This is a genomic window from Sphingomonas sp. H160509, from assembly GCF_024124765.2.
Lineage (GTDB): Bacteria > Pseudomonadota > Alphaproteobacteria > Sphingomonadales > Sphingomonadaceae > Sphingomonas.
Genome location: NZ_JAMXSR020000002.1, coordinates 2,726,670 through 2,750,479, shown reverse-complemented (window position 1 = coordinate 2,750,479; position 23,810 = coordinate 2,726,670). Strand labels below are relative to the sequence as shown.

24 protein-coding genes and 4 pseudogenes are annotated in these 23,810 nt (G+C 66.5%); 18 read left to right on the top strand and 10 right to left on the bottom strand.

Annotation, left to right across the window (positions count from 1 at the left end; translation table 11 throughout):
* Positions 1-114: 114 nt before the first annotated feature.
* The 4 genes and pseudogenes from nrdR to rpiB form a co-directional block, all read right to left on the bottom strand.
* On the bottom strand, positions 115-579 hold the full coding sequence (nrdR, locus tag NHF48_RS15270) for a transcriptional regulator NrdR (protein ID WP_056487307.1): 465 nt from the start codon (positions 577-579) through the stop codon (positions 115-117).
* Positions 580-759, bottom strand: a complete 180-nt coding sequence (locus tag NHF48_RS15265) for a hypothetical protein (protein WP_056053298.1) — start codon at positions 757-759, stop codon at positions 580-582.
* Between the two features lie 5 nt (positions 760-764).
* Positions 765-2,076: pseudogene (locus tag NHF48_RS15260) on the bottom strand (serine hydroxymethyltransferase).
* Positions 2,073-2,513 carry a ribose 5-phosphate isomerase B gene (rpiB, locus tag NHF48_RS15255; RefSeq protein ID WP_253071573.1) on the bottom strand — a complete coding sequence of 147 codons (441 nt, stop codon included), beginning with the start codon at positions 2,511-2,513 and terminating at the stop codon, positions 2,073-2,075. Before rpiB ends, NHF48_RS15260 begins: the two are co-directional and overlap by 4 nt.
* A 507-nt stretch (positions 2,514-3,020) precedes the next feature.
* On the opposite strand from rpiB, the gene NHF48_RS15250 reads away from it, so the two are divergent.
* From NHF48_RS15250 to NHF48_RS15230, 5 genes are all read left to right on the top strand, one after another.
* Positions 3,021-3,221 carry a hypothetical protein gene (locus NHF48_RS15250; RefSeq protein WP_253071572.1) on the top strand — a complete coding sequence of 67 codons (201 nt, stop codon included), beginning with the start codon at positions 3,021-3,023 and terminating at the stop codon, positions 3,219-3,221.
* A gap of 16 nt (positions 3,222-3,237) precedes the next feature.
* Positions 3,238-3,831: a sigma-70 family RNA polymerase sigma factor gene (locus NHF48_RS15245; protein WP_446741216.1), complete on the top strand. Its 594-nt coding sequence runs from the start codon at positions 3,238-3,240 to the stop codon at positions 3,829-3,831.
* On the top strand, positions 3,824-4,534 hold the full coding sequence (locus tag NHF48_RS15240; protein WP_253071570.1) for an anti-sigma factor: 711 nt from the start codon (positions 3,824-3,826) through the stop codon (positions 4,532-4,534). Before NHF48_RS15245 ends, NHF48_RS15240 begins: the two co-directional genes overlap by 8 nt.
* Before the next feature lie 93 nt (positions 4,535-4,627).
* Positions 4,628-5,059: a DUF3429 domain-containing protein gene (locus NHF48_RS15235; protein WP_342454754.1), complete on the top strand. Its 432-nt coding sequence runs from the start codon at positions 4,628-4,630 to the stop codon at positions 5,057-5,059.
* Positions 5,052-5,609 carry a Uma2 family endonuclease gene (locus tag NHF48_RS15230; protein ID WP_253071569.1) on the top strand — a complete coding sequence of 186 codons (558 nt, stop codon included), beginning with the start codon at positions 5,052-5,054 and terminating at the stop codon, positions 5,607-5,609. The genes NHF48_RS15235 and NHF48_RS15230 overlap by 8 nt, the downstream gene beginning before the upstream one ends.
* Before the next feature lie 30 nt (positions 5,610-5,639).
* Here the strand turns inward: NHF48_RS15230 and hemA are convergent, their stop codons facing one another.
* Both hemA and murI read right to left on the bottom strand, forming a co-directional pair.
* Positions 5,640-6,902 carry a 5-aminolevulinate synthase gene (hemA, locus tag NHF48_RS15225; RefSeq protein ID WP_253072448.1) on the bottom strand — a complete coding sequence of 421 codons (1,263 nt, stop codon included), beginning with the start codon at positions 6,900-6,902 and terminating at the stop codon, positions 5,640-5,642.
* A gap of 136 nt (positions 6,903-7,038) precedes the next feature.
* Entirely contained in the window at positions 7,039-7,827 is a 789-nt protein-coding gene (murI, locus tag NHF48_RS15220) for a glutamate racemase (protein WP_253071568.1), read from the bottom strand.
* 250 nt (positions 7,828-8,077) lie between these two features.
* Here murI and plsY point away from each other — a divergent pair, with 250 nt between their 5' ends.
* A complete protein-coding gene (plsY, locus tag NHF48_RS15215; RefSeq protein ID WP_253071567.1) occupies positions 8,078-8,692 on the top strand; it encodes a glycerol-3-phosphate 1-O-acyltransferase PlsY in 615 nt (204 codons plus the stop codon).
* A complete protein-coding gene (gene dprA, locus NHF48_RS15210; RefSeq protein ID WP_253071566.1) occupies positions 8,685-9,776 on the top strand; it encodes a DNA-processing protein DprA in 1,092 nt (363 codons plus the stop codon). Before plsY ends, dprA begins: the two co-directional genes overlap by 8 nt.
* An 11-nt stretch (positions 9,777-9,787) precedes the next feature.
* Here the strand turns inward: dprA and NHF48_RS15205 are convergent, their stop codons facing one another.
* Positions 9,788-10,024: a hypothetical protein gene (locus tag NHF48_RS15205; RefSeq protein ID WP_253071565.1), complete on the bottom strand. Its 237-nt coding sequence runs from the start codon at positions 10,022-10,024 to the stop codon at positions 9,788-9,790.
* Between the two features lie 463 nt (positions 10,025-10,487).
* Here NHF48_RS15205 and topA point away from each other — a divergent pair.
* Positions 10,488-13,107: pseudogene (gene topA, locus NHF48_RS26060) on the top strand (type I DNA topoisomerase).
* A 115-nt stretch (positions 13,108-13,222) separates the two neighbouring features.
* Here the strand turns inward: topA and NHF48_RS15195 are convergent.
* Entirely contained in the window at positions 13,223-13,423 is a 201-nt protein-coding gene (locus NHF48_RS15195) for a hypothetical protein (RefSeq protein WP_342454664.1), read from the bottom strand.
* Between the two features lie 175 nt (positions 13,424-13,598).
* Positions 13,599-14,450, bottom strand: coding sequence for a pantoate--beta-alanine ligase (gene panC, locus NHF48_RS15190; RefSeq protein ID WP_253071564.1), 852 nt, complete (start codon positions 14,448-14,450; stop codon positions 13,599-13,601).
* A gap of 75 nt (positions 14,451-14,525) precedes the next feature.
* On the opposite strand from panC, the gene NHF48_RS15185 reads away from it, so the two are divergent.
* The 9 genes and pseudogenes from NHF48_RS15185 (at position 14,526) to NHF48_RS15145 (ending at position 21,746) form a co-directional block, all read left to right on the top strand.
* Entirely contained in the window at positions 14,526-15,368 is an 843-nt protein-coding gene (locus NHF48_RS15185) for a division plane positioning ATPase MipZ (RefSeq protein WP_253071563.1), read from the top strand.
* Positions 15,365-15,622 carry a DnaJ domain-containing protein gene (locus NHF48_RS15180; RefSeq protein WP_253071562.1) on the top strand — a complete coding sequence of 86 codons (258 nt, stop codon included), beginning with the start codon at positions 15,365-15,367 and terminating at the stop codon, positions 15,620-15,622. Before NHF48_RS15185 ends, NHF48_RS15180 begins: the two co-directional genes overlap by 4 nt.
* 65 nt (positions 15,623-15,687) lie before the next feature.
* Entirely contained in the window at positions 15,688-17,061 is a 1,374-nt protein-coding gene (gene pgmG / locus NHF48_RS15175) for a phosphoglucomutase/phosphomannomutase PgmG (protein ID WP_253071561.1), read from the top strand.
* A 380-nt stretch (positions 17,062-17,441) separates the two neighbouring features.
* Positions 17,442-17,891: a PH domain-containing protein gene (locus NHF48_RS15170; protein WP_253071560.1), complete on the top strand. Its 450-nt coding sequence runs from the start codon at positions 17,442-17,444 to the stop codon at positions 17,889-17,891.
* 27 nt (positions 17,892-17,918) lie between these two features.
* Positions 17,919-18,698 carry an exonuclease domain-containing protein gene (locus tag NHF48_RS15165; protein WP_253071559.1) on the top strand — a complete coding sequence of 260 codons (780 nt, stop codon included), beginning with the start codon at positions 17,919-17,921 and terminating at the stop codon, positions 18,696-18,698.
* A gap of 75 nt (positions 18,699-18,773) precedes the next feature.
* The gene (locus NHF48_RS15160) at positions 18,774-20,279 is read left to right on the top strand and encodes a sensor histidine kinase (RefSeq protein ID WP_253071558.1); all 1,506 of its coding nucleotides are present in this window, start codon (positions 18,774-18,776) and stop codon (positions 20,277-20,279) included.
* Complete coding sequence (locus NHF48_RS15155; RefSeq protein WP_056053360.1) at positions 20,276-20,716, top strand: response regulator; 441 nt, start codon at positions 20,276-20,278, stop codon at positions 20,714-20,716. Before NHF48_RS15160 ends, NHF48_RS15155 begins: the two co-directional genes overlap by 4 nt.
* A 117-nt stretch (positions 20,717-20,833) precedes the next feature.
* Positions 20,834-20,923, top strand: a pseudogene (locus NHF48_RS15150) (response regulator); the annotation flags it as partial.
* A 97-nt stretch (positions 20,924-21,020) separates the two neighbouring features.
* On the top strand, positions 21,021-21,746 hold the full coding sequence (locus tag NHF48_RS15145; RefSeq protein WP_253071557.1) for a sensor histidine kinase: 726 nt from the start codon (positions 21,021-21,023) through the stop codon (positions 21,744-21,746).
* A 138-nt stretch (positions 21,747-21,884) separates the two neighbouring features.
* Here NHF48_RS15145 and NHF48_RS15140 read toward each other — a convergent pair whose 3' ends face one another.
* On the bottom strand, positions 21,885-22,376 hold the full coding sequence (locus tag NHF48_RS15140) for a TetR family transcriptional regulator (RefSeq protein WP_253071556.1): 492 nt from the start codon (positions 22,374-22,376) through the stop codon (positions 21,885-21,887).
* 213 nt (positions 22,377-22,589) lie between these two features.
* Here NHF48_RS15140 and NHF48_RS15135 point away from each other — a divergent pair.
* Positions 22,590-23,808 (top strand): annotated as a pseudogene (locus tag NHF48_RS15135) (efflux RND transporter periplasmic adaptor subunit).
* Positions 23,809-23,810 lie beyond the last annotated feature (2 nt).

Genomic DNA, 23,810 nt, shown 5'->3' with positions numbered 1-23,810 from the left:
CATGGGGCATCACCCCAATTCACCGCCCCTGATCCACTCCCCAAACCGTTCGTCCCGAGTAGCGATCGAGCGAAGTCGAGAGCGCGTATCGAAGGACAAATAAGGGAGCGCGAATTACTCAGCCCGCCCGACCTCCTCGACACTCCCGGCAAAAGCCTCGAAGTCCTTCGCCTCGCTGAAGTCCCGATAAACGCTAGCAAACCGAATATACGCGACCGAATCGAGCCCCTTGAGCCCATCCATCACCATCTCGCCGATCCGCTTCGACGTGACGTCGTTCTCGCCCAGCGTCTCCAGTCGACGCTGGATCCCACTCACCAGCTTCTCGATCCGCCCAGCCTCGATCGCCCGCTTCCGCGTGGCGATCGACAACGACCTGAGCAGCTTCTCCCGGTCGAACGGCTCGCGCCTGCCCTCGCTCTTCAACACGAACAGCTCACGCAGCTGGATCCGCTCGAACGTCGTGAAACGCGCGGCACACCCTTCGCACTGGCGCCGGCGTCGGATCGCCGCCCCGTCTTCGGTGGGGCGGCTGTCCTTTACCTGGCTGTCTTCATGTCCGCAGAAGGGGCAGCGCATTCAGACCTTCTTCTTGCCCTTGTAGTACGCGTAGCCCGCGCCCGCGAGTGCGCCGAAGATCGGGCCGATCACCGGCACCGGGATTGCCACGACCGCGCCGAGTGCGCTCCACTTGGCCATGCTCTTGCCGAGGCCGGGGGTCGCCTTGATGTCGTTCTGGACGTCGTCGAACTTCGACATGCTGTTTATCCTTGATAGATCGGGAAGCGCGCGCACAGTGCACGAACACGCGTCCGAACGTCCGCCTCGACTTCCGGGTCCCCATGCTCGCCCTTTTTCGCGAGGCCGTCCAGCACGTCGGCGACCATGTTGCCGATCTCGCGGAATTCCGCCGGGCCGAACCCGCGCGTCGTACCCGCGGGCGAGCCGACGCGGATGCCGCTCGTCTTCACTGGCGGCAAAGGATCGTTGGGGATGCCGTTCTTGTTGCAGGTGATCCCCGCACGCTCCAGCGCCTCGTCCGCATCGCGCCCGGTGATGCCGAGCGGGGTGAGGTCGATCAGCGCGAGATGCGTGTCGGTGCCGCCCGAGACGACGTCCGAACCGCGTTCCTTGAGCGTCGCCGCCAGCACCTTGGCGTTCTCGACGACCGCGGCGATGTAGCTCTTGAAGTCGGGCTGGAGCGCCTCGCCGAACGCGACCGCCTTCGCCGCGATCACATGCATCAGCGGCCCACCCTGGAGCCCCGGGAACACCGCCGAGTTGATCTTCTTCGCTACGCCCTCGTCATTCGTCATGATCATGCCACCGCGCGGCCCCCCGCAGAGTCTTGTGCGTGGTGGTCGTCACGACATGCGCGTGGCCGAACGGCGTCGGGTGCAGGCCGGCTGCGACGATCCCGGCGAAATGCGCCATGTCGACCATGAAATACGCGCCGACCTTGTCCGCGATCGCGCGGAAGCGCGCGAAGTCGATCGTCCGCGGATAGGCCGAACCACCCGCGATGATCAGTTTCGGCTGATGCTCGACCGCCAGCGCCTCGACCTGGTCGTAGTCGATCAGGTGCGTGGTCGCATCGACGCCGTACTGGACCGCGTTGAACCACTTGCCCGACATCGCCGGCTTCGCGCCATGCGTCAGATGACCGCCCGCATCGAGGCTCATGCCGAGGATCGTGTCGCCGGGCTTCACCAGCGCCAGCATCACCGCGCCGTTCGCCTGCGCGCCCGAATGCGGCTGCACGTTGACGAACCCGCAGCCGAAGATCTGCTTGGCGCGCTCGATCGCGAGCGTCTCGACCGTGTCCGATGGCGCGCAGCCCTGGTAATAGCGCTTGCCTGGATAGCCCTCGGCGTATTTGTTCGTGAAAACCGAGCCCTGCGCCTCGAGCACCGCCTTCGAGACGATGTTCTCCGACGCGATCAGCTCGATCTGCGTCTGCTCGCGTTCCAGTTCGGCAGCGACGCCGGCGAATACGGCAGCGTCCGCATCGGCGAGGCCGCGCGTGAAAAAGCCGTCGGGCTGGACGTCGTGGAGTTCGCGGGGCTGAGTGCTCATGCGGGGACCTTTGTGGAAAGTTTGTCGACACGGAGTTGATGACGGCCGCCGGCGAAATCGGCGGACAGGAAAGCTTCGACGCACGCCTTGGCCATTTCCTCGCCGATCAGGCGCGCGCCCATCGCGATGGCGTTGGCGTCGTTGTGGATGCGCGCAAGGCTCGCCGACAGCGGTTCGGACACGAGCGCGCAGCGGCAGGCGGGGTTGCGGTTGGCGGCGATCGAAATACCGATCCCGGAACCGCACAGCGCGATACCGCGGTCCGCGCTACCATCGGCGATCGCCGACGCGAGCTTGAACCCGTAGTCGGGATAATCGACGCTGGCATTGCCTTCGGGACCAAGATCGAGCACGTCGTGCCCCGCCTCGCGCAGCCAAGCGGCGAGCACCGCTTTCAACGAAACGGCGGCGTGATCGGACGCGATGGCGATGCGCACCTGGCGTATTCCTGTGACGGGGGATCGGGTGCCCAGCCCCCTACCCTCCCGAGCGCCGATTTGCCACACCTGTTCGCGAACGCGGCCGGTGAACCGCAACGATCCTCCCCCGCCAGGGGGAGTTGGCTGGCGCTTGCCAGACGGAGGAGGAGGAATGAGCCCACATCTGTTACGTATCCTCCCCCCTCCGTCACCTTCGGTGCCACCTCCCCCTTGCGGGGGAGGATCGCATGATTGACTGTCGACCTTGCCCCCCAAGGAGAAGCGCCATGAAAGCCTTAACCCTGCTCGCCGCCGCCGCGCTGACCGCTTGTTCCGGCCCAGCCCCCGATACCAGCAGCGACGGCAACATGACGTCCGCCGGCTCGGTCGAGCGCAAGGTCGCCACTCCCAAGCCCGCCACTCCCAAGTCCAAGGCGCCGAATTACGCCGGCCGCTGGCTCGGCGTCGAAGGCATGGTCCTCGACATCGCCCCCCAAGGCCACACCCGGCCAGTACGCACTGACGATGCAATGGGATCTCGACAACAAGGGCAAGTTCGACGGCACCGCGACCGGCGACACGATATCGTTCGATCGCAACGGCATCCGCGAAACCCTGCGCCCGACCAACGGCGACGCGACCGGGCTCAAATATCTGTTCGGCAAAACCGACTGCCTCACGGTGAAGCCCGGCGAAGGCTATTGCCGCGACGGACTTAGCCGCTAGGTTCCCGACCGTGACTATCGCACATGCCCCCCCAGCACGGGCCAACGCCGCCCAGGCGAACGCCGACGCCGCCCGCGCGCACCTCTCAGAAGTGCTGCTGCGGACCGGCCAGGAGGACCGCGACGCGTTTCGCGAGCTCTATACGCTGACCAGCGCGAAGCTTTTCGGGATCACCCACCGTATCTGTGGCAACGCCCAAGCCGCGGAGGATGTGCTGCACGAGGTCTATCTCACGATCTGGAAACGCGCCGGTGCCTGGGAACCCGGTCGCGCGAGCCCGATAACCTGGTTGGCGACGATCGCGCGCAACCGCGCCATCGATTGGCAGCGCGCACAGGGCGTCCGCCGCACGAGCCCGCTCGACGACGCACCCGACATCGCCGATCCCGGCGAAGGCGCCGAGGCGGGCATGCTGGCGAGCGAATCGTCGCGCGAACTGATGGAGTGCCTGAACGGCCTCGAACCGCAACAGCGCGATGCGATCCGCACCGCGTTCTTCGACGGCATCACCTACGCCGAACTCGCGATCAAGCGCGCCGTGCCGCTGGGCACGATGAAGAGCTGGGTCCGCCGCGGCCTCGCCCGCCTGAAGGATTGCCTCGATGGTTGATCCGACCACCGACACCGGCGTGCCTGAGGACGTTGCCGCCGCCGAACTCGCCCTCGGCCTGCTCGACGGCGAGGAGCGTGGGGCAGCGTTGCGCCGCGTGCTCGCCGAACCCGGTTTCGCCGCGCAGGTCGAATGGTGGCGGTCGCGTCTGGCGGCGTTGTTCGACCTCTGGCCCGAACGCGCCGCGCCGCCGCATCTCGCTGCCCGGATCGAAGCCAGTCTCGACGGAACCCCAGCGCCCGCGCAAACGAGCCGCTTCGCATGGCCGGCGCTCGCCGCCGTCACCAGCGCGATCGCTGCATCGCTGTTGCTGTTCGTCATGGTCCGCCCAGAGCCGACCGTGCCCGTCTCGCAGCCGATCCCGGTCGCGCGGCCGACCAGCGTACTCGTCGCGATGCTCGGCGATGCGAAGTCGCCGGTTGCAGCAGTGTACGATCCCGCAAACGGTGCGCTCCGCGTCGCGGCCGGCCCCGGCGTTCCGGACGCCCGCGTCGCGCAGCTCTGGGTGATCGGCGGCGACGGCGTGCCGCATTCGCTTGGCCTGCTCTCGAGCCGCCCGACCTCGCTCGCGCCCAAGGGCGTCGACCGCGGTCGCATAGCCCCCGGCGCGACGCTGGCGATCTCGGTCGAACCGCTCGGCGGCTCGCCGACCGGCCTGCCGACCGGCCCGGTCGTCGCCACCGGCGTGGTCGCCCGCGTCTGATGCCCGAGCGACCTACCGCGACCGGCGGCATCCCGCCGATCGCGCGCCTGCTCGGGCTGAGCGGCCTCCTCCCCGCAACTCGCGGCGGTCGCGCTGCTGCTGAGCGGCGATCCGCAAAGCCGGTTCTCCGCGCTGGCGATTGCCTACGCCTATGCCGCAATCATCCTGAGCTTCCTTGGTGGCCTGTGGTGGGGCCTCGCCGCGCGCACCGACTCGCCGCCGCGCTGGCTGTGGTTCGCGAGCGTCGCCCCCTCGCTGATCGCGCTGGTCACCGCCTGGCCCTGGATGGTCGGCCTGCGCTGGCCCGGCCCGTCGCTGGTCGTGCTCGGCATCAGCCTGATCGCCGCATTGCTCGTCGACCGCTCACTGGTCCGTGCCGGCATCGCGCCACCCGGCTGGATGGCCTTACGCATACCCCCTGTCGCTCGGTCTTGGCGTCCTGACGATGCTGGCCGCCGCGCTTTAACGGTTTGCCGGGTGACTCGTCGGAACCTCGGATTCGTGGTACGACTCGGCTATGAATAAATCCGCCGTTATTCTCCGCACCGATCAGCAGACCAGGGCGCGTTTTACGACCGCCGAGTTTCTGCGCATGGGTGAGACCGGCGCGTTCGACGACATCAAGGTCGAACTGGTTGATGGGGAACTCGAACGGAAGAACCCGCCCCAAACGGCGCATGCCGCACGCCAAGCCAAGATCGCTATTCGGCTGTCGCGCCTGTTGCCCGAGTCTCAGATCATGGGCGAAATTGGCGTCGATCTCGGCAACGACACCGTACTCGGCTGCGACGTAGCGGTGTTGCGCGAACCGGTTGAAGGCGACCACCTATTAGTCGCCGACGCGTTTCTGCTTGTCATCGAGGTCGCCGAAACCTCAGTAGCGCGCGACACCACGATGAAGCGCTTCGCCTATGCGAGCGGTGGTATCCCGCATTACTGGGTCGTCGATGGCACTCGGTCCGTGGTGCACGTTTATGCCAAGCCTGTGGAGGGCGATTACACTCGGTTCCATTCGGTAGGGTTTGGCGAACCGCTCGACGTACCCGGTACCGACGGCACCATCACGATCGACTGAAACAGGTTCTCCTTTGGGGCTCGCCCCGCCTCAGGCCGCCTTGCGCAAGTCCAGCCGGCTCCAGATCTCCACCAGCGCATCCGTCAGTTCGCGCATCATCGCCTCGGTATGCGCCGGCCCAGGCGTGAACCGCAGCCGCTCGGTACCGCGCGGTACGGTCGGATAGTTGATCGGCTGCACGTACACGCCGTATTCGGCGAGCAGCACGTCGCTGATCTTCTTCGCCTTGACCGGATCGCCGACCATCAGCGGCACGATATGCGTATCGCCGATCATCACCGGCAACCCGGCGTCCTTCAGCATCGCCTTCAGCATCGCGGCCGACGCTTGCTGCCCCTCGCGCTCGACGCTCGACGCCTTCAGATGCCGCACGCTCGCGAGCACGCCCGCGACGAGTACAGGCGACAGCGACGTCGTGAAAATGAACCCCGGTGCATAGCTGCGGATCACGTCGACGATCGTGCGATCGGCGGCGATATAGCCCCCCATTACGCCGAACGCCTTGCCCAGCGTCCCCTCTGGGATCGTGATCCGGTGCGCGACCTCGTCCCGCTCCGAGATACCGCCGCCGCGTGCGCCGTACATCCCGACCGCGTGAACTTCGTCGCAATAGGTCAGCGCATTGTACCGGTCGGCGAGATCGCACACCGCGGAGATCGGCGCGATGTCGCCCTCCATCGAATACACGCTCTCGAACGCGATCAGCTTGGGCACCGCAGGATCTTCCGCGGCGAGCAGCTCTTCGAGATGCGCGAGGTCGTTGTGGCGGAACACCCGCTTCTCACAGCCCGAATTGCGGATGCCCGCGATCATCGACGCGTGGTTCAGCTCGTCGGAAAAGATGATGCAGCCCGGCAGTACCTTCGCCAGCGTCGCCAGCGTCGCCTCGTTCGAGACGTACCCGCTGGTGAACAGCAGCGCCGCTTCCTTGCCGTGCAGGTCGGCAAGTTCGCCTTCGAGATCAACGTGATAATGCGTGTTGCCGCCGATATTGCGCGTGCCGCCCGAGCCCGCGCCGACGTCGTGCAACGCCTCTTCCATCGCCGCGATCACCTTGGGGTGCTGGCCCATCGCGAGATAATCGTTCGAGCACCACACCGTGATCGGCTTCGGCCCGTTATGCCCGGCGAAGCAGCGCGCGTTCGGAAAGGCACCCTTGTTGCGGAGGATGTCGATGAACACGCGGTAGCGGCCTTCGGCATGCAACCGGTCGATCGCCTGCGTGAAAACGCGCGAATAATCGACTCGCGGACCCTTGATCGAATCCGTTGCCGGAATGCCGTCGCTAATCATGGCCTTGGGCACTACGCCTCGCTTTCACTCGTTTCCAGCGCAATACCGCTCTTACGGTGATCGCTTTCCTCATCCTGGCAGCACATTGCCACGATGCGGCTACGACGCAAGGTGGCACATTGTCCCAGGTTAACGCTTAAAGCTGCTCGATCCCGCCAAACCCGTGCGCGGCCAAGGCGGGTCCGAGCGCGCGCTCCTCGTCGCCCAACCGGGTGAAGACGGCAGTGGCCTCCCCCGCTCCCGACCATGATTCGCCCTGCATGAGATGCACGATCCGTCGCGCGATCCCCGGTCCGCCATCGACGAAGCGCACACCCGGAGCAGCGGCTGCAAGCTCCGCTTCCACTAGTGGAAAATGCGTGCAGGCGTTGACGATCATGTCGATCGCGCCGCCGCCGGGTTGCGAAAACAAGCCGTCTAGCACCGCTGCATAACGTTCCGGCGCGACGACTCGGCCGTGCAATTTCGCCTCGGCCATCTCGACCAGAGCCGCCGAGCCGTAACGCAGCACCGTACAATCGCCCGCAAACTTCGCGGCAAGATCATCGACATACGCCTGCCGGACCGTCGCCTCGGTCCCCAGCACGCCGATCGTCCGCGTCTTGGAAAGCAGCGCGGCGGGCTTGATCGCCGGCACCGTCCCGACCACCGGCAGGTCGAGCGCCGCGCGCACCACCGGCAGCGCGATCGTCGAGGCGGTGTTGCACGCGATCACGATCAACCGCGGCCGATACCGCTCCGCCAGCCGCCCCAGCAGCACAGGCACCCGCGCCGCAATCTCCGCCTCGCTTTTGGTCCCGTAGGGGAAGCCGGCCGAGTCGGCGGCATAGACGAACGGCGCATCGGGCAGCGCGGCGCGCGCCGGACCGACGATCGACAGCCCGCCGACACCAGAATCGAAAAACAGGATGGGGCGCGTGTCCATGCGCGGTCCTTAGGATGAATTAACAGGGGTAAACCAGAGCAACATATTCCCCTCCCTGGAAGGGAGGGGTTAGGGGTGGGTCGGCTTCCGCATCCGCAAACCTCGCGACATGAGCCGACCTACCCACCCCCAGCCCCCTCCCTTCCAGGGAGGGGAGCACGTCGGCCCACTTGGCGTCCCTCGCTGAAATTCACGCCATTTGCCGTCAGCCCCGCGTCGTTTATAAGCCCCTCCAGAACGGGGGACATAGTTGCAGACGGAAATTCTCTGGGTCGCGCCCACGCTATCGCTCGTGCTGAGCTATCTGCTCGGCTCGATCCCTTTCGGTGTCATCCTCACGAGGCTCGGCGGCGCAGGTGATCTGCGGACGATCGGCTCGGGCAACATCGGCGCAACCAACGTCCTGCGCACCGGCCGGAAGGGTCTCGCCGCTGCCACGCTGCTGCTCGACATGGCCAAGGGTGCGGTCGCCGTGTTGCTGGTCGCACACCTGTTCCCCGGCAACGCACTGCTTGCGGCTGCCGGCGCGTTCATCGGCCATTGCTACCCCGTCTGGCTAAAGTTCAAGGGCGGCAAAGGCGTTGCTACGCTGATGGGCATCGTCGTCGCGCTCCACTGGCCGCTCGGGCTGGTCTACGCGGTAGTCTGGCTGGGACTTCTCGCAGGCCTGCGCATCTCCTCGGTCGCCGGCATGGCCGCAGCCCTCAGCGCGCCGTTCGCAGCTGCCCTGTTCGGTCGCTTCGACCTCGTCCTGCTGCTCCTCGCGCTAGCGCTTATTGTCCTCTGGAAGCACCGCGAGAACGTCGACCGCCTGTGCTCGGGCACCGAGCCACGCATCGGCTCCAACCGGCAAAAGAGTGACTGACCCAACAGTCTCAAGACTTCGGCTCATCCGCACGACCGGGATCGGACCGGTCACCTATCGCCAGCTCATCGCCCGCTTCGGCAGCGCCGACGCCGCGATCGAAGCGCTCCCGATGCTCGCCCAACGCGGCGGCGGACGCGTGCCGAAAATCGCAGACGCCGCCATGGCCGAACGCGAAATGGCCGCCACCGCCAGGCTCGGCGCCCGCTACCTCTTCCTCGACGACCCGGACTATCCCCGCCTGCTCGCCGAGATCGAGACCGCACCCCCGGCCCTCATCCTCCGCGGCGACATCGCCCACGCCAGCCGCCCCTGCATCGCGATGGTCGGCGCGCGCAACGCATCCGCCGCCGCCTGCCGCTTCGCCCGCCAGCTCGCGCTGCAACTCGCCGAAGAGGGCACGACGATCGTCTCCGGCCTCGCCCGCGGCATCGACACTGCCGCGCACACCGGCGCGCTCGGCGGAGGCTCCAGCGGGGCCACGATCGGCGTAATCGCCAGCGGCATCGACATCGCCTACCCGCCCGACAACACCGCCTTGCAGGACCGCATCGCCACCGAAGGCCTGCTGCTCGCCGAACAGCCCCCCGGCACCGAGCCCAAGGCGCGCAACTTTCCCTCGCGCAACCGCATCATCGCCGGCCTCGCGATCGGCACGGTGGTGGTCGAGGCCGTCCCCAAGTCCGGCTCGCTCATCACTGCGCGCCTGGCGAACGAATCCGGCCGCGAAGTCATGGCCGTCCCCGGCAGCCCGCTCGATCCCCGCGCGCAAGGCTGCAACCTGCTCATCCGCGAAGGCGCCACGCTCGTCCAATCCGCCGCCGACATCCTCGAACAGATCCGCCCGTTCGACCCGCGCTCGGTCCGCTCCCCGATCGATGCCTACGCCGCCTCGCCCCCGGAAGACGCGACCGATACCGAGCGCCGCAGGATCACCGACCTGCTCGGCCCCGTACCGGTGACGATCGACGAACTCATCCGCCAGTCGCACCTGAGCCCGGCGGTCGTCCAGACCGTGCTGCTCGAACTCGAACTCGGCGGCCATCTGGAACGTCATGCGGGCGGCCGAGCCAGCCTGCGCTGATCGTCCTGCTTTCAGGACGCCGCCAAGCCCACGCTACCCTCAGTCTGCGATTTCGCCATCCAGGCCGCAGCCCAGTCCTTTGCTTCATGCGTCTTCGCGATAGCCGCAAGCAGCAGGTCCAGTTCGTGCTGGTGCGAGGCGATCAGGTTGAGGATATGAGGCTCCGGATCCGACTGGCGAAGGATGACGATATTTTTGGCAAGGAACGAACACTTCCATTTCGCTATCGCGAGGTCATGTCGGGTCATGCTCTATCCTCCCGGTCCAGTGAAGAACATCGGCTCGCGCCTTCCAGCAGCAACCCATCATGATTACGTCGAACTGCAAGTCCTTGGCGAAACGAGGTATCTGGTTGCGGTAGCCAGGAAGCTGGACGAAAATTGTGCGCGCGACCAGATATAGCGGCCGGTGAAAGGGATGACTGAGGACCGTCAATTGTAACGATCTCTGCGCCTGATCTGGTCGGGCGCAACGAAAGGGATTGGTCTACTGTCATCATACCGACACGGATATTGTGCCAGCAGCGCCGGCATAATCCGGGAAATACCCCGCCCCCAGGAACCCCTCTCGAAAAGCCCCCCCAGAAACCCCTCTCGAAAAGCAGCGCCTGCGTCCTCATCTGCGTACTTCGCTCAGACCCACCCCGGGTTGACGGCACCGCCCCTTCGTCCCCACCCTCGTACGCGTACACGTAAGGACCCCGGTTTCCCCATGCAGCTTGTCATCGTCGAATCGCCCGCCAAGGCCAAAACCATCGAGAAGTATCTGGGCAGCGATTACCGCGTCCTGGCCAGCTATGGCCATGTCCGCGACCTGCCGCCCAAGGACGGCTCGGTCGATCCCGACGATGCCTTCGCGATGACATGGGAGAATTACGCGGACAAGTCGAAGCAGCTGAAGGCGATCACCGATCTCGCCAAGGTCGCCGACCGCCTGATCCTCGCGACCGATCCCGATCGCGAGGGCGAGGCAATCTCGTGGCACGTCCGCGAAGTGCTGCGGGCAAGGAAGGCGCTCCCCAAGGAGGTCGAGCGCGTCACCTTCAACGCGATCACCAAGGCCACCGTCACCGAGGCGATGAAGAACCCGCGCGAACTCGACGACGATCTGATCGACGCCTACCGCGCCCGCCGCGCGCTCGATTACCTCGTCGGCTTCACGCTCTCGCCGGTGCTGTGGCGCAAGCTGCCCGGCGCCAAGTCCGCCGGCCGCGTCCAGTCGGTGTCGTTGCGCCTGATCGTCCAGCGCGAGCGCGAGATCGATGTCTTCAAGCCGCAGGAATACTGGTCGGTCACCGCCGAGATGGAGCATGACGGCACCGCGTTCACATCGCGCCTGACGCAGTTCGAGGGCAACAAGCTCGACCGCCTCTCGATCGGCAACGAAGGCGATGCGCTGCGCGCCAAGCAGGCCGTGCTCGACGGCAATTTCTCGGTCCAGTCGGTCGAGACCAAGCCCGCCACGCGTAACCCGCCGCCGCCGTTCACGACGTCGACGTTGCAGCAGGAAGCATCGCGGAAACTCGGTTTCTCGGCTGATCACACGATGCGGATCGCGCAGGGCCTCTACGAGGACGGCACGATCACCTACATGCGTACCGACGGCGTGCAGATGGATTCGAGCGCGATCAGCGCCGCGCGCCTCGCCGTCGCGAACCGCTTCGACGCGAGCTATGTACCGGACAAGCCTCGTCAATATCAGTCGAAGGCGAAGAACGCGCAGGAAGCGCACGAGGCGATCCGCCCGACCGACTTCGGCAAGGACAAGGCCGGCGGCGGCGATCATGCGCGCCTCTACGACCTGATCTTCAAGCGCGCGCTCGCCAGCCAGATGGCGTCCGCCCGTATGGAGCGCACGACCGTCGAGATGGCCGACGGCACCGGCCGCAACATCCTGCGCGCCACCGGCCAGGTCGTGCTCTTCCCCCGGCTACCTCGCCTTGTACGAAGAAGGGTCGGATGACTCGGCCGACGAGGACGCCCGCCGCCTGCCGCGGATGCGCGAAGGCGATGCGCCCGCCAAGAAGAAGGTCGACGCCGAGCAGCACTTCACCCAGCCGCCGCCGCGTTTCTCGGAAGCCTCGCTGGTCAAGCGGATGGAGGAACTCGGCATCGGCCGCCCGTCCACCTACGCGTCGATCATCAAGACGCTGAAGGACCGCGCCTATGTCCGGATCGAGAAGAACCGCTTCTTCGCCGAGGAGAGCGGGCGCCTGGTGACGGCGTTCCTCGAACGCTTCTTCGAGAAATACGTCGGTTACGACTACACGGCAGAACTGGAGGAAGAACTCGACGACGTCTCCGGCGGCCGCGCGCAGTGGCAGTCGGTGCTCGACGCGTTCTGGCGCGATTTCAAGCCGCGCACCAACGAGGTGATGGAGCAGCAGCCGTCCGCGATCACCGCGGAACTCGACACCTTCCTCGCGCCGTACCTGTTCCCGGCCAAGGCTGACGGCGGCGATCCGCGGCTCTGTCCGAATTGCGGCGAGGGCCAGCTGGCGCTGCGCGGCGGCAAGTTCGGCGCGTTCATCGCGTGCTCGAACTATCCCGAGTGCAAATATACGCGTCGTTTCGCACAGCCCGGTGGCGATGCCGAGGCGGATGCCGGCCCGTCGACGCTCGGCACGCATCCCGACACGGGTCAGCCGATCGAGCGCAAGTCGGGACGCTTCGGCCCGTATCTGCAGATCGGCGAAGGCGAAGACCGCAAGATGGCGTCGATCCCGAAGGACATTGGGGAGCTCAATCTGGAGTGGGCGGTCAAGCTGCTGTCGCTCCCGCGGACGGTCGGCAACCATCCCGAGACCGGCGAACCGATCATCTCGACGATCGGCAAGTTCGGGCCCCATCTGAAGCACGCGGGCAAATACGCGCGGCTGACGACGACGGCGGACGTGTTCGAGACGGGCATGAACGCCGCGGTGGTGAAGCTTGCCGAAGCGGCCGCGGGTGGCGGACGCACCGCGCGGGGGGCTCAGGCCCCGCTCAAGGTGCTCGGCAACCATCCGCGCACCGAGGCGGAGATCAAGCTGATGGAGGGGGCGCTACGGCGCCTACGTCACCGACGGTACGACCAACGCGACGCTGCCCAAGTCGATCGAGAAGGACCAGCTGACGCTCGAGGAAGCGGCGTCGCTGATCGACGCACGCGCCGCCGCGGCGCCAGCGACGAAGAAGAAGAAAGCGCCCGCCAAGAAGCCAGCGGCGAAAAGGCGCCTGCCAAGACGGCAGTGGCCAAGGACGAGGCTGAGGCGAAGGCTCCAGCGAAGAAGGCCGCGGCTAAAAAGGCCCCCGCCAAGAAAGCCGCCCCAAAGAAGAAAGCGGAAGCCTAATTCCCCTCCCGCGTGCGGGATGGGCTAGGGGAGGGACCGAAATACCCCACGAACGCAACGTTCGCGGTGATCCCCTCCCCCAACCCCTCCCGCGAGCGGGAGTGGAGCCTTAGAATCAAGCAGCCCGGCGTTGCGTCAACTGCATCCAATCCCGCGCCGCGCGCTGCGCCACCGAGATCTCCCGCGCAGTCATGTCCTCGGCGATCTCCGCGCGACATTCCTGCGCCGCGATGTTCCCCGACACCGCCGCCAGGTTGAACCACTTATGCGCCTCGATGAGGTCGAGCACGACGCCCGACGTGCCCGTCGAATACACCACCCCCCCAGTTCGTAGCACGCCCGGTCGTCACCGCGTGCGGCATCCGCCAGACGGCGTTCGATTCCGATATTCGCGTTCTTGATACTGCTGCCCATGGTCTTGCCCCCATTGTTCGTGAGGACAGACTGCCGTGATTCGGGCTACGAAATGGTTAATGGGTTAACGCCCATTTTTACAACGCGTCTGGCGCATCGATGGCGATGTTATCGATCAACCGCGTCGCACCCATCCGCGCTGCCGCCAGCAGCCGCCACGGACGATCCGCCGCCGGGTTCTCCGCCAGCGTCTCGGCATCGGCCAGCGCGACGTAATCGATCGTGAACCCCGCCCCGACCAACGCCGTACGCGCATCGTCCAGCACCGACTCGACATCCTCGCCCTTCGCGATCGCCCGCGCGGCGACGCCCAAGGCCCGCGGCAAGGCGACCGCCTGCCTGCGCTGCTCATCGTCCAGATAGATGTTGCGCGACGACATCGCCAGGCCGTCGTCGTCACGCTGCGTCGGCACCCCGACGATATCGATCGCGAAATCGAGATCGGCGACGAACCGCCGGACGACCGCCAGCTGCTGGTAATCCTTCTCGCCGAAATACGCCGCATCGGGCCCGACCTGATTGAACAGCTTCGACACGACCGTCGCTACGCCGTCGAAATGGCCCGGCCGCGCGGCGCCGTCGAAGCCGTCGCTGACGCCCGAGACGCGCACCGTCGTCGCGAAACCGTCGGGATACATCGTCTCGACCGAGGGCAGCCAGAGCAGGTCGCACCCGGCTTCGTTCAGCATCCGAATGTCGGCCATTTCGCGCCGTGGATAGCGCGACAAATCCTCGTTCGGCCCGAACTGTGTCGGATTGACGAAGATCGACGCGACGACCTTGGTCCCCGGCCGCTTTGCCGCCTCGATCAGCGCGACATGACCGGCGTGGAGCGCGCCCATCGTCGGGACGAGCGCGACGCGCTGCCCCGCCGCACGAAAGGCGGCGACGCTTTCGCGCAACGCATTAAGGTCCCGGACGGTGTCCACGTGAAACTCCTACTCGATAAGTGCGGTCGCGGCTTCTATGAAGGGTGACTGTTACGATCAATAAGGAAACGCGCGTTGGCCACGGGCCCGGATACACCCCAAGCTTCGACGCACGTTGCCCCGTCGGTATCGACGCACGTAATCGTGTTCGCCAACGAGAAGGGCGGCACCGGCAAGTCGACGACCGCGGTGCATGTCGCGATCGCGCTTGCCGCGAAGGGTGCGCGCGTCGCGTGTCTCGATCTGGACCACCGCCAGCGCACCGTCGGCCGCTATCTCGACAACCGCGCCGAGACGATGAAGCGCAACGGCTCGGTCCTGCCGATGCCGCGCCACGCGACGCTGTCCGACCAGAGCGAGGATCAGTTCGAGGACCTGTGGCATTCTCTGTGCGAGGGGTCGGACTTCCTCGTCGTCGACACGCCAGGCCGCGACGATCCGTTCGCGCGCACCGCAGCGGCGCTCGCGAACACGTTGGTTACGCCGATGAACGACAGCTTCGTCGACTTCGACCTGATCGGCCAGGTCGATCCCGAGACGTATCAGGTGACGCGCCCGAGCTTCTATTCCGAACTGATCTGGGACGCGCGGAAGCAACGCGCGCGCGCCGATGGCACGACGATCGACTGGGTCGTGCTCCGCAATCGCCTCCAGCATATCGAGGCGCGCAACATGCGCCGCGTGTCGGACGCGCTCGCGCAACTCGCCAAGCGCGTCGGCTTCCGGATCATTCCGGGACTCGGCGAGCGCGTGATCTACCGCGAGATGTTCCCCGCCGGCCTGACGATGATCGATGCGAAGGCGTTCGGCAGCATGGGCCTCGCGCATGTCGCTGCACGCCAGGAACTGCGCGAGATGATGGCCGCGTTGCAGTTGCCTGACGTCGTGGCTGAGCAAACGCCGGGCGTCGCCGCGTGAAGTGGATCGTCGCCGCCCTCTTCATCTGGGCGGCGTGGCATTACCTGCGCCCGAAGCCGAAACAGCGTGTCGTAACGGATGAAGCGGAAGCGCGCTCGATCCTCGGCATCGATCGCACCGCCGACGCCGACGCGATCCGCAGCGCCCACCGCCGCCTGATCGCTTCGGTTCACCCTGACCGTGGCGGTTCCACCGACCTGACCCGCCGGGTAAACGCAGCCCGCGACTTGCTGCTGAAGCGCTCCGCGCGATAACCCTTGCCGCCGACCGTCCTGAGCGAAGTCGAAGGGCAAGCTCAGGACGAACGGAAATCTAGAAAATGACCCACCAGTTCGACCCGACCTCGCTCCGCGAATACGACATCCGCGGGATCGTCGGCAAAGCGCTCGGCCCCGCCGACGCCGTGGCGATCGGCCGAGGCTTCGCCACCCGCATCCGCGCCACCGGCGGCACCCGCGTCGCGGTCGGCTATGACGGCCGCAACTCCTCGCCCGAACTCGAAGCCGCGCTCGTCTCCGGCTTAGTTGCAGGCGGCGTCGACGTTGTCCGCATCGGCCTCAGCACCTCGCCGATGCTGTATTACGCCGAGGCGACGCTAGAAGTGGACGGCGGCATCCAGGTAACCGGCAGCCACAATCCCCCCGAGTATAACGGCTTCAAGATGGTGCACGCCCACGCGCCATTTTTCGGCGACGACATCCAGGACTTGGCGGCGCTCGCCGCCTCGGGCACGTGGAGCGAAGGCGCGGGTGAAGTGACGGAAGCCGACGTGCTCGATGCCTATGTCGACCGGCTGATGGCGGGCTATGCGGGCGGCGCGTACCGGATCGGCTGGGACACGGGGAACGGCGCCGCCGGCCCGGTGATCGAGAAGCTCGTGCAATTGCTGCCGGGTGAGCATTATGTGATCTTCGCCGAAGTCGACGGCAATTTTCCCAACCATCATCCCGATCCTACCGAAGAGGCGAACCTCGCCGATCTGAAACGCCTGGTCGCGGAGAAGAACCTCGATTTCGGATTGGCCTTCGACGGCGATGGCGACCGGATCGGCGCGATCGATGGGGCGGGACGCGTGATCTGGGGCGACCAGATTCTCTCCATATTGGTCGAACCTGCGCTGCGCGAGCATCCGGGCGCGCCAATCGTCGCCGACGTGAAGTCGTCGCAGGCGTTGTTCGACCGAATCGCCGAACTGGGCGGCAAGCCGGTGATGGCCGCCACAGGCCACAGCCTGATGAAGACCGCGATGACCCGCACCGGCGCGCCGATCGGCGGGGAGTTGAGCGGGCACCTGTTCTTCGCGGGCGAATATTACGGGTTCGACGACGCGCACTATGCGGCGGTGCGGCTGATCCGCGCGGTGCATCTGTCGGGGCGTTCGCTCACCGAACTGCGCGACGCGATGCCGGCGCTGGTGGCGACGCCCGACCTGCGCTTCCCGGTCGAGGACGTGCGAAAATTCGCGGTGGTCGATGAAGTGATCGCGCGGTTGAAATCCGAAGGGGCGGAGATGGACCTCACCGATGGCGCGCGGGTCACAACCGCGAGAGGGTGGTGGCTACTGCGAGCCTCGAACACGCAGGCAATGCTGACGGTACGTGCCGAGGCGACGGACCAGGCGGCGCTTGATGCGCTACTGGCGGAGGTAGATGCGCAACTCGCGGCAAGCGGTGTTGTGAGATCGGTAGCGTAACACGACCACCTCCCCGGCGAAGGCCGGGGCCCAGTTGGAAAGGTGGATATAACGAAGCGCTCCGCTCCGTTAGCAACGCCCCCCAACTGGACCCCGGCCTCCGCCGGGGAGGTGCAGGTGGAGAAGGCGCTCCCAGAATTAGACGAGCACCCCGCGCGAGCAGCGCAGTGCCGCCCCCTCCCCCGTCATTCCCGCGGAGGCGGGAACCCAGACTGGCTGGCCTCCCAATGGATCGCAACCGTCCGGAGGATATGGATCCCCGCCGTCGCGGGAATGACGACGACGTGGCGAGTGGCGGCAGTAGACGGACCGCAGCCACACATGATTGACACGCGATCCCCCCAGCCTACCGTCCCACCACCACCCCAAGGAGTCCTCACGTGGAGCGCCCAGTCGACGAATTCCGCTCCAGCACGCGCCGCTGGCTGCTCGGCAGCTTCGCCGGTTGGGGCACCCTTCTCACCTGCCTGATCGGCGTAGGCTTCATCCTGATCGGCGTCCGCTGGCTCAAGAACCGCAGCGCCTCCTACGAAATCACCGACCAGCGCCTGATCATCAAGCGCGGCATCCTGTTCAAGACGATCGACGAGATCGAGCTTTACCGGATCAAGGACGTCCGCCTCGGCTATTCGCTGCTCAACCAGATGACCGACATCGGCACGATCATCCTAACCTCCAGCGACCGCACGACCAGCGGCGGCGAGTTCACGCTCCGCGACATCCCGATGGCACGCGACCGTCGCGAAGGTCTCCGGAAACTGGTCGACCGCGCCCGCCAGCGCCGCGGCGTGCGCGAACTCGACGTGGAAGACTCATACGCGCTGGATTAAGCGCGCTTTTGTCCCCACATGGCGGGCATGGCGCCCCCCTATCCCAAGCCCAAGCAGCAACCCCAGATGATCCGGGTCGTCGACCTCGAGACCACCGGATCGGCCCCGCCCGCGCACGGCGTCTGCGAGATCGGCTGGCAGGACGTCGCGCTCGGCGAGGACGGCCGCTGGGAGATCTACGGCGAAGGCGGCAGCCTGCTCGTCAATCCCGGCCGACTGATCCCGCCCGTGACTCAGGCGATCCACCATATCCTCGACGAGCATGTCGCCGACGCGCCGTATTGGCATGACTGCGCCCGCCAGGTGCTCGACCCGTGGCCACGCCGGCTCGCACTCGCCGCGCACCGCGCTGATTTTGAGCAGAAGTTCTGCACCCCCGCGCTCACTCGCGACGCGGAGTGGATCTGCACGTGGAAATGCGCGCTGCGGCTCTGGCCCGACTCGCCGAGCTTCTCGAACCAGGTGCTGCGCTATTGGCGCAAACCGCACGGCATGGAGCACGAGCGCGGCCTGCCTGCGCACCGCGCGTTCCCCGATGCCTACGTCACCGCGTTCCACCTCCGCGACATGCTGAACGAGGCGAGCCTTGCGCAGCTGCTCGAATGGTCGCGTGATCCGGGGCTCATCCCCCGTGTCCGCTACGGCCCCGATCGCGGCAAGGAATGGTCCGAGCTCGATCACGAGACGCTGATGGCGTTCATGACCGATCGCGATCCCGACATCCGCTTCACCGCCAACCACGAAATGGACCGGCGCAGCGGCGGTGGCCGCGTCGGTAAGGCCAGCGCGCAGGATCTGCTGCTCTAAATCAATATCGTTGCGCTGGCGGACGCGGCAGTATCGCTGGCGTAACGACATCCGCCAGCCTACACCGCCCGTCCTATGGTGCGCGTACGCTTGAAACTGCCCTCGTCGGAAGGGCGAGTCGCACGGTGGCTGGTCGCGTTCATGACGCTCGGCTTCATCGCGCTGGCCGCCGCCGCGATCGCGATTGGCTGGATCACCGTCCGCAACCGCACCTATACCGCCGAGATCCTCCATACGCAGGACGTCCGCCAGGCGGTCGCCACGCTCCAGATCCAGATGGAGCAGTCCGAGACCGCGCGGCGCGGCTACATCCTCGCCGGCAAGCCGCTGTTCGCGACCGCCTACGCACGAACCGCGGGTAATCTCGTCCCGTCGATCCGCAAGCTGCGCCATCTGACGCGCGACAACCCCAACCAGATCGCACGCCTCGCGCTGATCGAGCAGCGCTTTATCCAGTTGCGCGCGCTCCGGACGCAGTCGATGACATTGGTCGCCGCGGGCCGGATCGCCGAGGCGCAGCGCCGGTTCGCGGTCGATGCCAGCGTGCCGTTGATGCGCGGCATCCGCTACCGCCTCCAGGCGATGGCCGCCGACGAGGTTCGCCTGCTCGGAATCCGGACCGAGCGTCAGGAACGCACCAGCGCGCTGTTCCTCTCGGTTGCCGGGCTCGCCGCGGCGCTGCTGCTGATCGTCGCGATCCTCGCGGTCCTGCTGATCCGCCGCTACACCGCCGACCTCGCCGCCTCGCGCGACAGCCTGCGCACCCTCAACGAGACGCTCGAGGAGCAGGTCGTGGAACGCACCGCCGACCTCAGCCGTGCGAACGAGGAGATCCAGCGGTTCGCCTATATCGTCAGCCACGACCTGCGTTCGCCCCTCGTCAATGTGATGGGCTTCACCGCCGAACTCGCGACCGCCGCCGGGCCGCTCGCCGAGCTGGTCGACCGCGCCGAAGCCGAAGCGCCGCACATCCTGACGGAAGACGCACGGTTGGCGGCGCGCGAGGATTTGCCCGAGGCGATCGGTTTCATCCGCACCTCGACGCAGAAGATGGACCGGCTGATCAACGCCATCCTCAAGCTCGCGCGCGAAGGCCGCCGGACGATCGCCCCCGAGCATATCGACCCCGCGCAGCTGGTCGACACGATCGTCGGCGCGATGCAGCACATCGTCGACGATCGCGGTGCCGTGGTGCGCGTCGAGCGGCCGATGCCGGGAATCGTCACCGATCGCCTCGCGCTCGAGCAGATCCTGTCGAACCTGATCGAGAACGCGACCAAATATCTGAAGCCCGGCCGCCCCGGCGAGATCACGGTCAAGGGCCATACCGAACGCGGGCGCGTGATCCTGTCGGTGGTCGACAATGGCCGCGGCATCGATCCGCGTGATCACCAGCGCGTGTTCGACCTGTTCCGCCGCTCGGGCGCGCAGGACCAGCCGGGCGAAGGCATCGGACTCGCGCATGTCCGCGCACTCGCCTATCGTCTGGGCGGCACGATCGACGTACAATCGACGCTCGGCGACGGCGCGACCTTCCGGCTCAACCTGCCGACCCACATGACCATCCAGGACGCAGCATGAACGATCACAAGACCGTCGGTATCGTGATGATCGAGGATGACGAGGGCCATGCCCGCCTCATCGAGAAGAACATCCGCCGCGCCGGAATCCTGAACGATATCCGCCACTTCACCGACGGCACCACCGCACTCGACTTCCTGTTCAATGCCGCCGATGGCCCCGCCAAGAGCGGCCCGGCGATGATCCTGCTCGACCTCAACCTGCCCGACATGAGCGGCACCGACATTCTCGCCCGGATCAAGGCGGAGGGCAGCCCGCTCAAGCGCACGCCGGTCGTCGTGCTCACCACCACCGACGACAAGGTCGAGATCGAACGCTGCTACGATCTCGGCTGCAACGTCTACATCACCAAGCCCGTCAACTATGAGAGTTTCGCACAGGCGATCCGCCAGCTCGGGCTGTTCCTGTCGGTGATCCAGGTCCCCGAAGCCGAGTGAGCGAAACGCGCGTCCTCTACATCGACGACGACGCCGGGATCCGGCGGCTGGCAGCGCGTGCGCTCGAACGCCGCGGCTACCGGATGACCGTTGCCGAGACGGGGGGCCGAGGGCGTCGTGAAGGCCGCCGCGGAACGCTTCGACCTGATCGCGGTCGACCATTACATGCCCGGCATGGACGGCCTCGAAACCCTCGAAGCGCTCCGCCGCCTGCCCGAGCCGCCGCCCGTCGTGTACGTCACCGGCTCCGAGGAGGGGTCGCATCGCGGTCGCCGCGCTGAAGGCGGGGGCGGCCGATTACGTTGTGAAGACGGTCGGCGACGACTTCTTCGACCTGCTCGCCGCCTCGTTCGAACAGGTGCGCGCGCGCGCCCTGCTCGAACAGGAGAAGGCGTCCGCCGAGGCCGATCTCCGCGCCAGCAACGCGCGGCTCGAAGCATTGCTCGGCGAGGTCAACCACCGCGTCGCCAACTCGCTGCAACTCGTCTCCGCAATGGTCCGACTCCAGGCGACCGCGCTGACCGACCCTTCCGCGCGCGAAGCGCTCGAAGATACGCAGCGCCGCATCCAGGCGATCGCGCAGGTCCACCGCCGGCTTTACACCAGCAACGACGTCGAGAGCGTCGACATGCAGGAATATCTCGGCGCGCTGGTCGACGAACTCGCCGAGACGTGGTCGACCGAAGCGCTCCCCCGCGCCTTGAGCCTCGCCGCCGAACCGATCCGCCTACCCACCGACCGCGCGGTGTCGCTCGGCGTGATCGTCACCGAACTCGTCACCAACGCCTGCAAATACGCCTATCCCAACAGCGGCGGCGAAGTCCGCGTCGCGCTGCGCCGGATCGACGACGACGTCTTCCTGCTCGCGGTCGAGGACGATGGCTGCGGCATCCCCGAGGACGCCGTCCCGCGCGGCACCGGTCTCGGCACGAAACTGATCCGCGCGATGGCGCAGAGCCTGCAGTCAATCGTCGAATACGACCCGACCCACACCGGCGTCCGCGCCACCCTCCGCGCGGCGGTGCGGTAGCGGATCAATCCTCCCCCCGCCAGGGGGAGGTGGCGCCGAAGGCGACGGAGGGGGAGGCACACGCAACAAGGGTTTTCCCTTACCTCCCCCTCCGTCTGGCAAGTGCCAGCCACCTCCCCCTGGCGGGGGAGGATTATTTCAGAGCGCGCGCACCGCGGCCAGGATCATCCGCCCGGTCAGCCGCGCCGTCTCGTCCTCCGACAACCGCGGCCGCGACAGCGTACGGTGGCCAAGCCCGAACATGAACGCGAGGATCAGCTCCTCCGCGCCCTCCAGTTCGTTCTCCTGCAAGTCCGGATTGGCGACGCAAGCGAGTTCGCGGATCATCCGGCGAAAATCGCGGCACAGGTCGGCGATCGTGTCGGCGACGTCGGCGTTGCGATGCGCCTCCGCCATGATCTCGAACGACAGCGCCTCGTCACCCTTCGACAGGGCACGCCGTGCAAGTTCGACGAATCCTTCCTCGATCGAGTATCGTTCCGATTTGACCGAGTCGTTCATCGTCTGCAGCTCGCCCATCTTGGCCGCCGCATCCTCCATCACGATCGCCTGAATCACCGCGTTCTTGCCGGTGAACAGGCGATAGATCTGGCCGACGGACACACCCGCCGCCACGGCCAGTTCGGACATCGGGGTTTGATGAAACCCTTGTGTCGCAAACAGATGACGGGCCGACGAGACGATACGCTCCCGACTTCCCATTTCATGCTGCACTGCACTCAAAACCATGTTCCCGACGCGTTTTTAGGTTGACCGGCCGCTCGCACAATCCTAGCGGGCAAGCAAGCGGAATGAACGTTCATTCCGGTGAACCTAATCTGCACGGACGTCGGGATGCTTAACATGCAGCAATTGAACCTCAAGGGATCGGTGGCGCTCTTCGCGCTCGCCCTGCTGTCGGCTTGCGGCAAGGAGCAGGCTCCGCCGCCTCCGCCCACACCGACCGTCGGCGTCGTCACCGTCGGCGAGGAAGCGGTCGTCCTTACCTCCGAGCTTCCCGGCCGCATCGCCGCGGTAGAGACCTCGGAAGTTCGTCCGCAGGTCAGCGGCGTGGTCCGCGATCGCCTGTTCACCGAGGGTGCGATGGTCAGCAAGGGCCAGGTGCTTTACGCGATCGAGGACGCCCCCCTACCGCGCGGCGCTCGCCAGCGCGCAGGGCCAGCTCGGCGCGGCCCAGTCGCAGATCAACGCGACCCGCCTGCAGGCGCAGCGCTACGGCCAGCTCGTGCAGCTGAACGCAGTCAGCAAGCAGGAAGCAGACAACGCAAACGCATCCGCACAACAGGCTCGCGCCAATGTTGCAGCGCAGCAGGCGGCGGTCCAGTCGGCGCGCGTCAATCTGGGCTTCACGCGCATCAAGGCGCCGATCTCGGGCCGCATCGGCCGGTCGCTCGTGACCGTCGGCGCGCTGGTCCAGACCGGCCAGACCGATCCGCTCGCGACGATCCAGCGCACCAACACCGTCTATGTCGACGTCGTCCAGTCGGCGGCGCAGCTGCTCGACCTGAAGCAGGCGATGGCAAGCGGCGGCGTGACCCGCGGCGACGGCAGCGCGCGCGTCCAGCTGATTCTCCCGAACGGCACGACCTATCCGATCGAGGGCCGCCTGCAGTTCGCCGAAGTCACGGTCGACCAGACCACTGGCGCGGTGACGTTGCGTGCGAGCTTCCCCAACCCCAACGGCCTGTTGCTGCCGGGCATGTACGTCCGCGCCAAGCTGGTCGAGGGAACGCGTCGCCAGGCGATCATGGCGCCGACCGCGGGCATCACGCGCGATCCGCGCGGCGGTGCGACCGCTCTGGTCGTCAACGCGCAGAACAAGGTGGAGCAGCGTAATGTCACCACCGATCGCGTGATCGGCGACAAGTGGATCGTCACCAGCGGCCTGAAGCCCGGCGACAAGCTGATCGTCGAGGGTCTGCTCAATCTGCGCCCGGGTTCGACCGTCAAGCCTGCCGCCCCGCAGCAGGTCGCCAAGCCCGCTGGCGCGCCCGGCGCTGCACCCGGAGGCGGCGACGCGTCCGGTGCGACCAGCAACAGTTCCGCGCAGGCCGGGAAGTAACC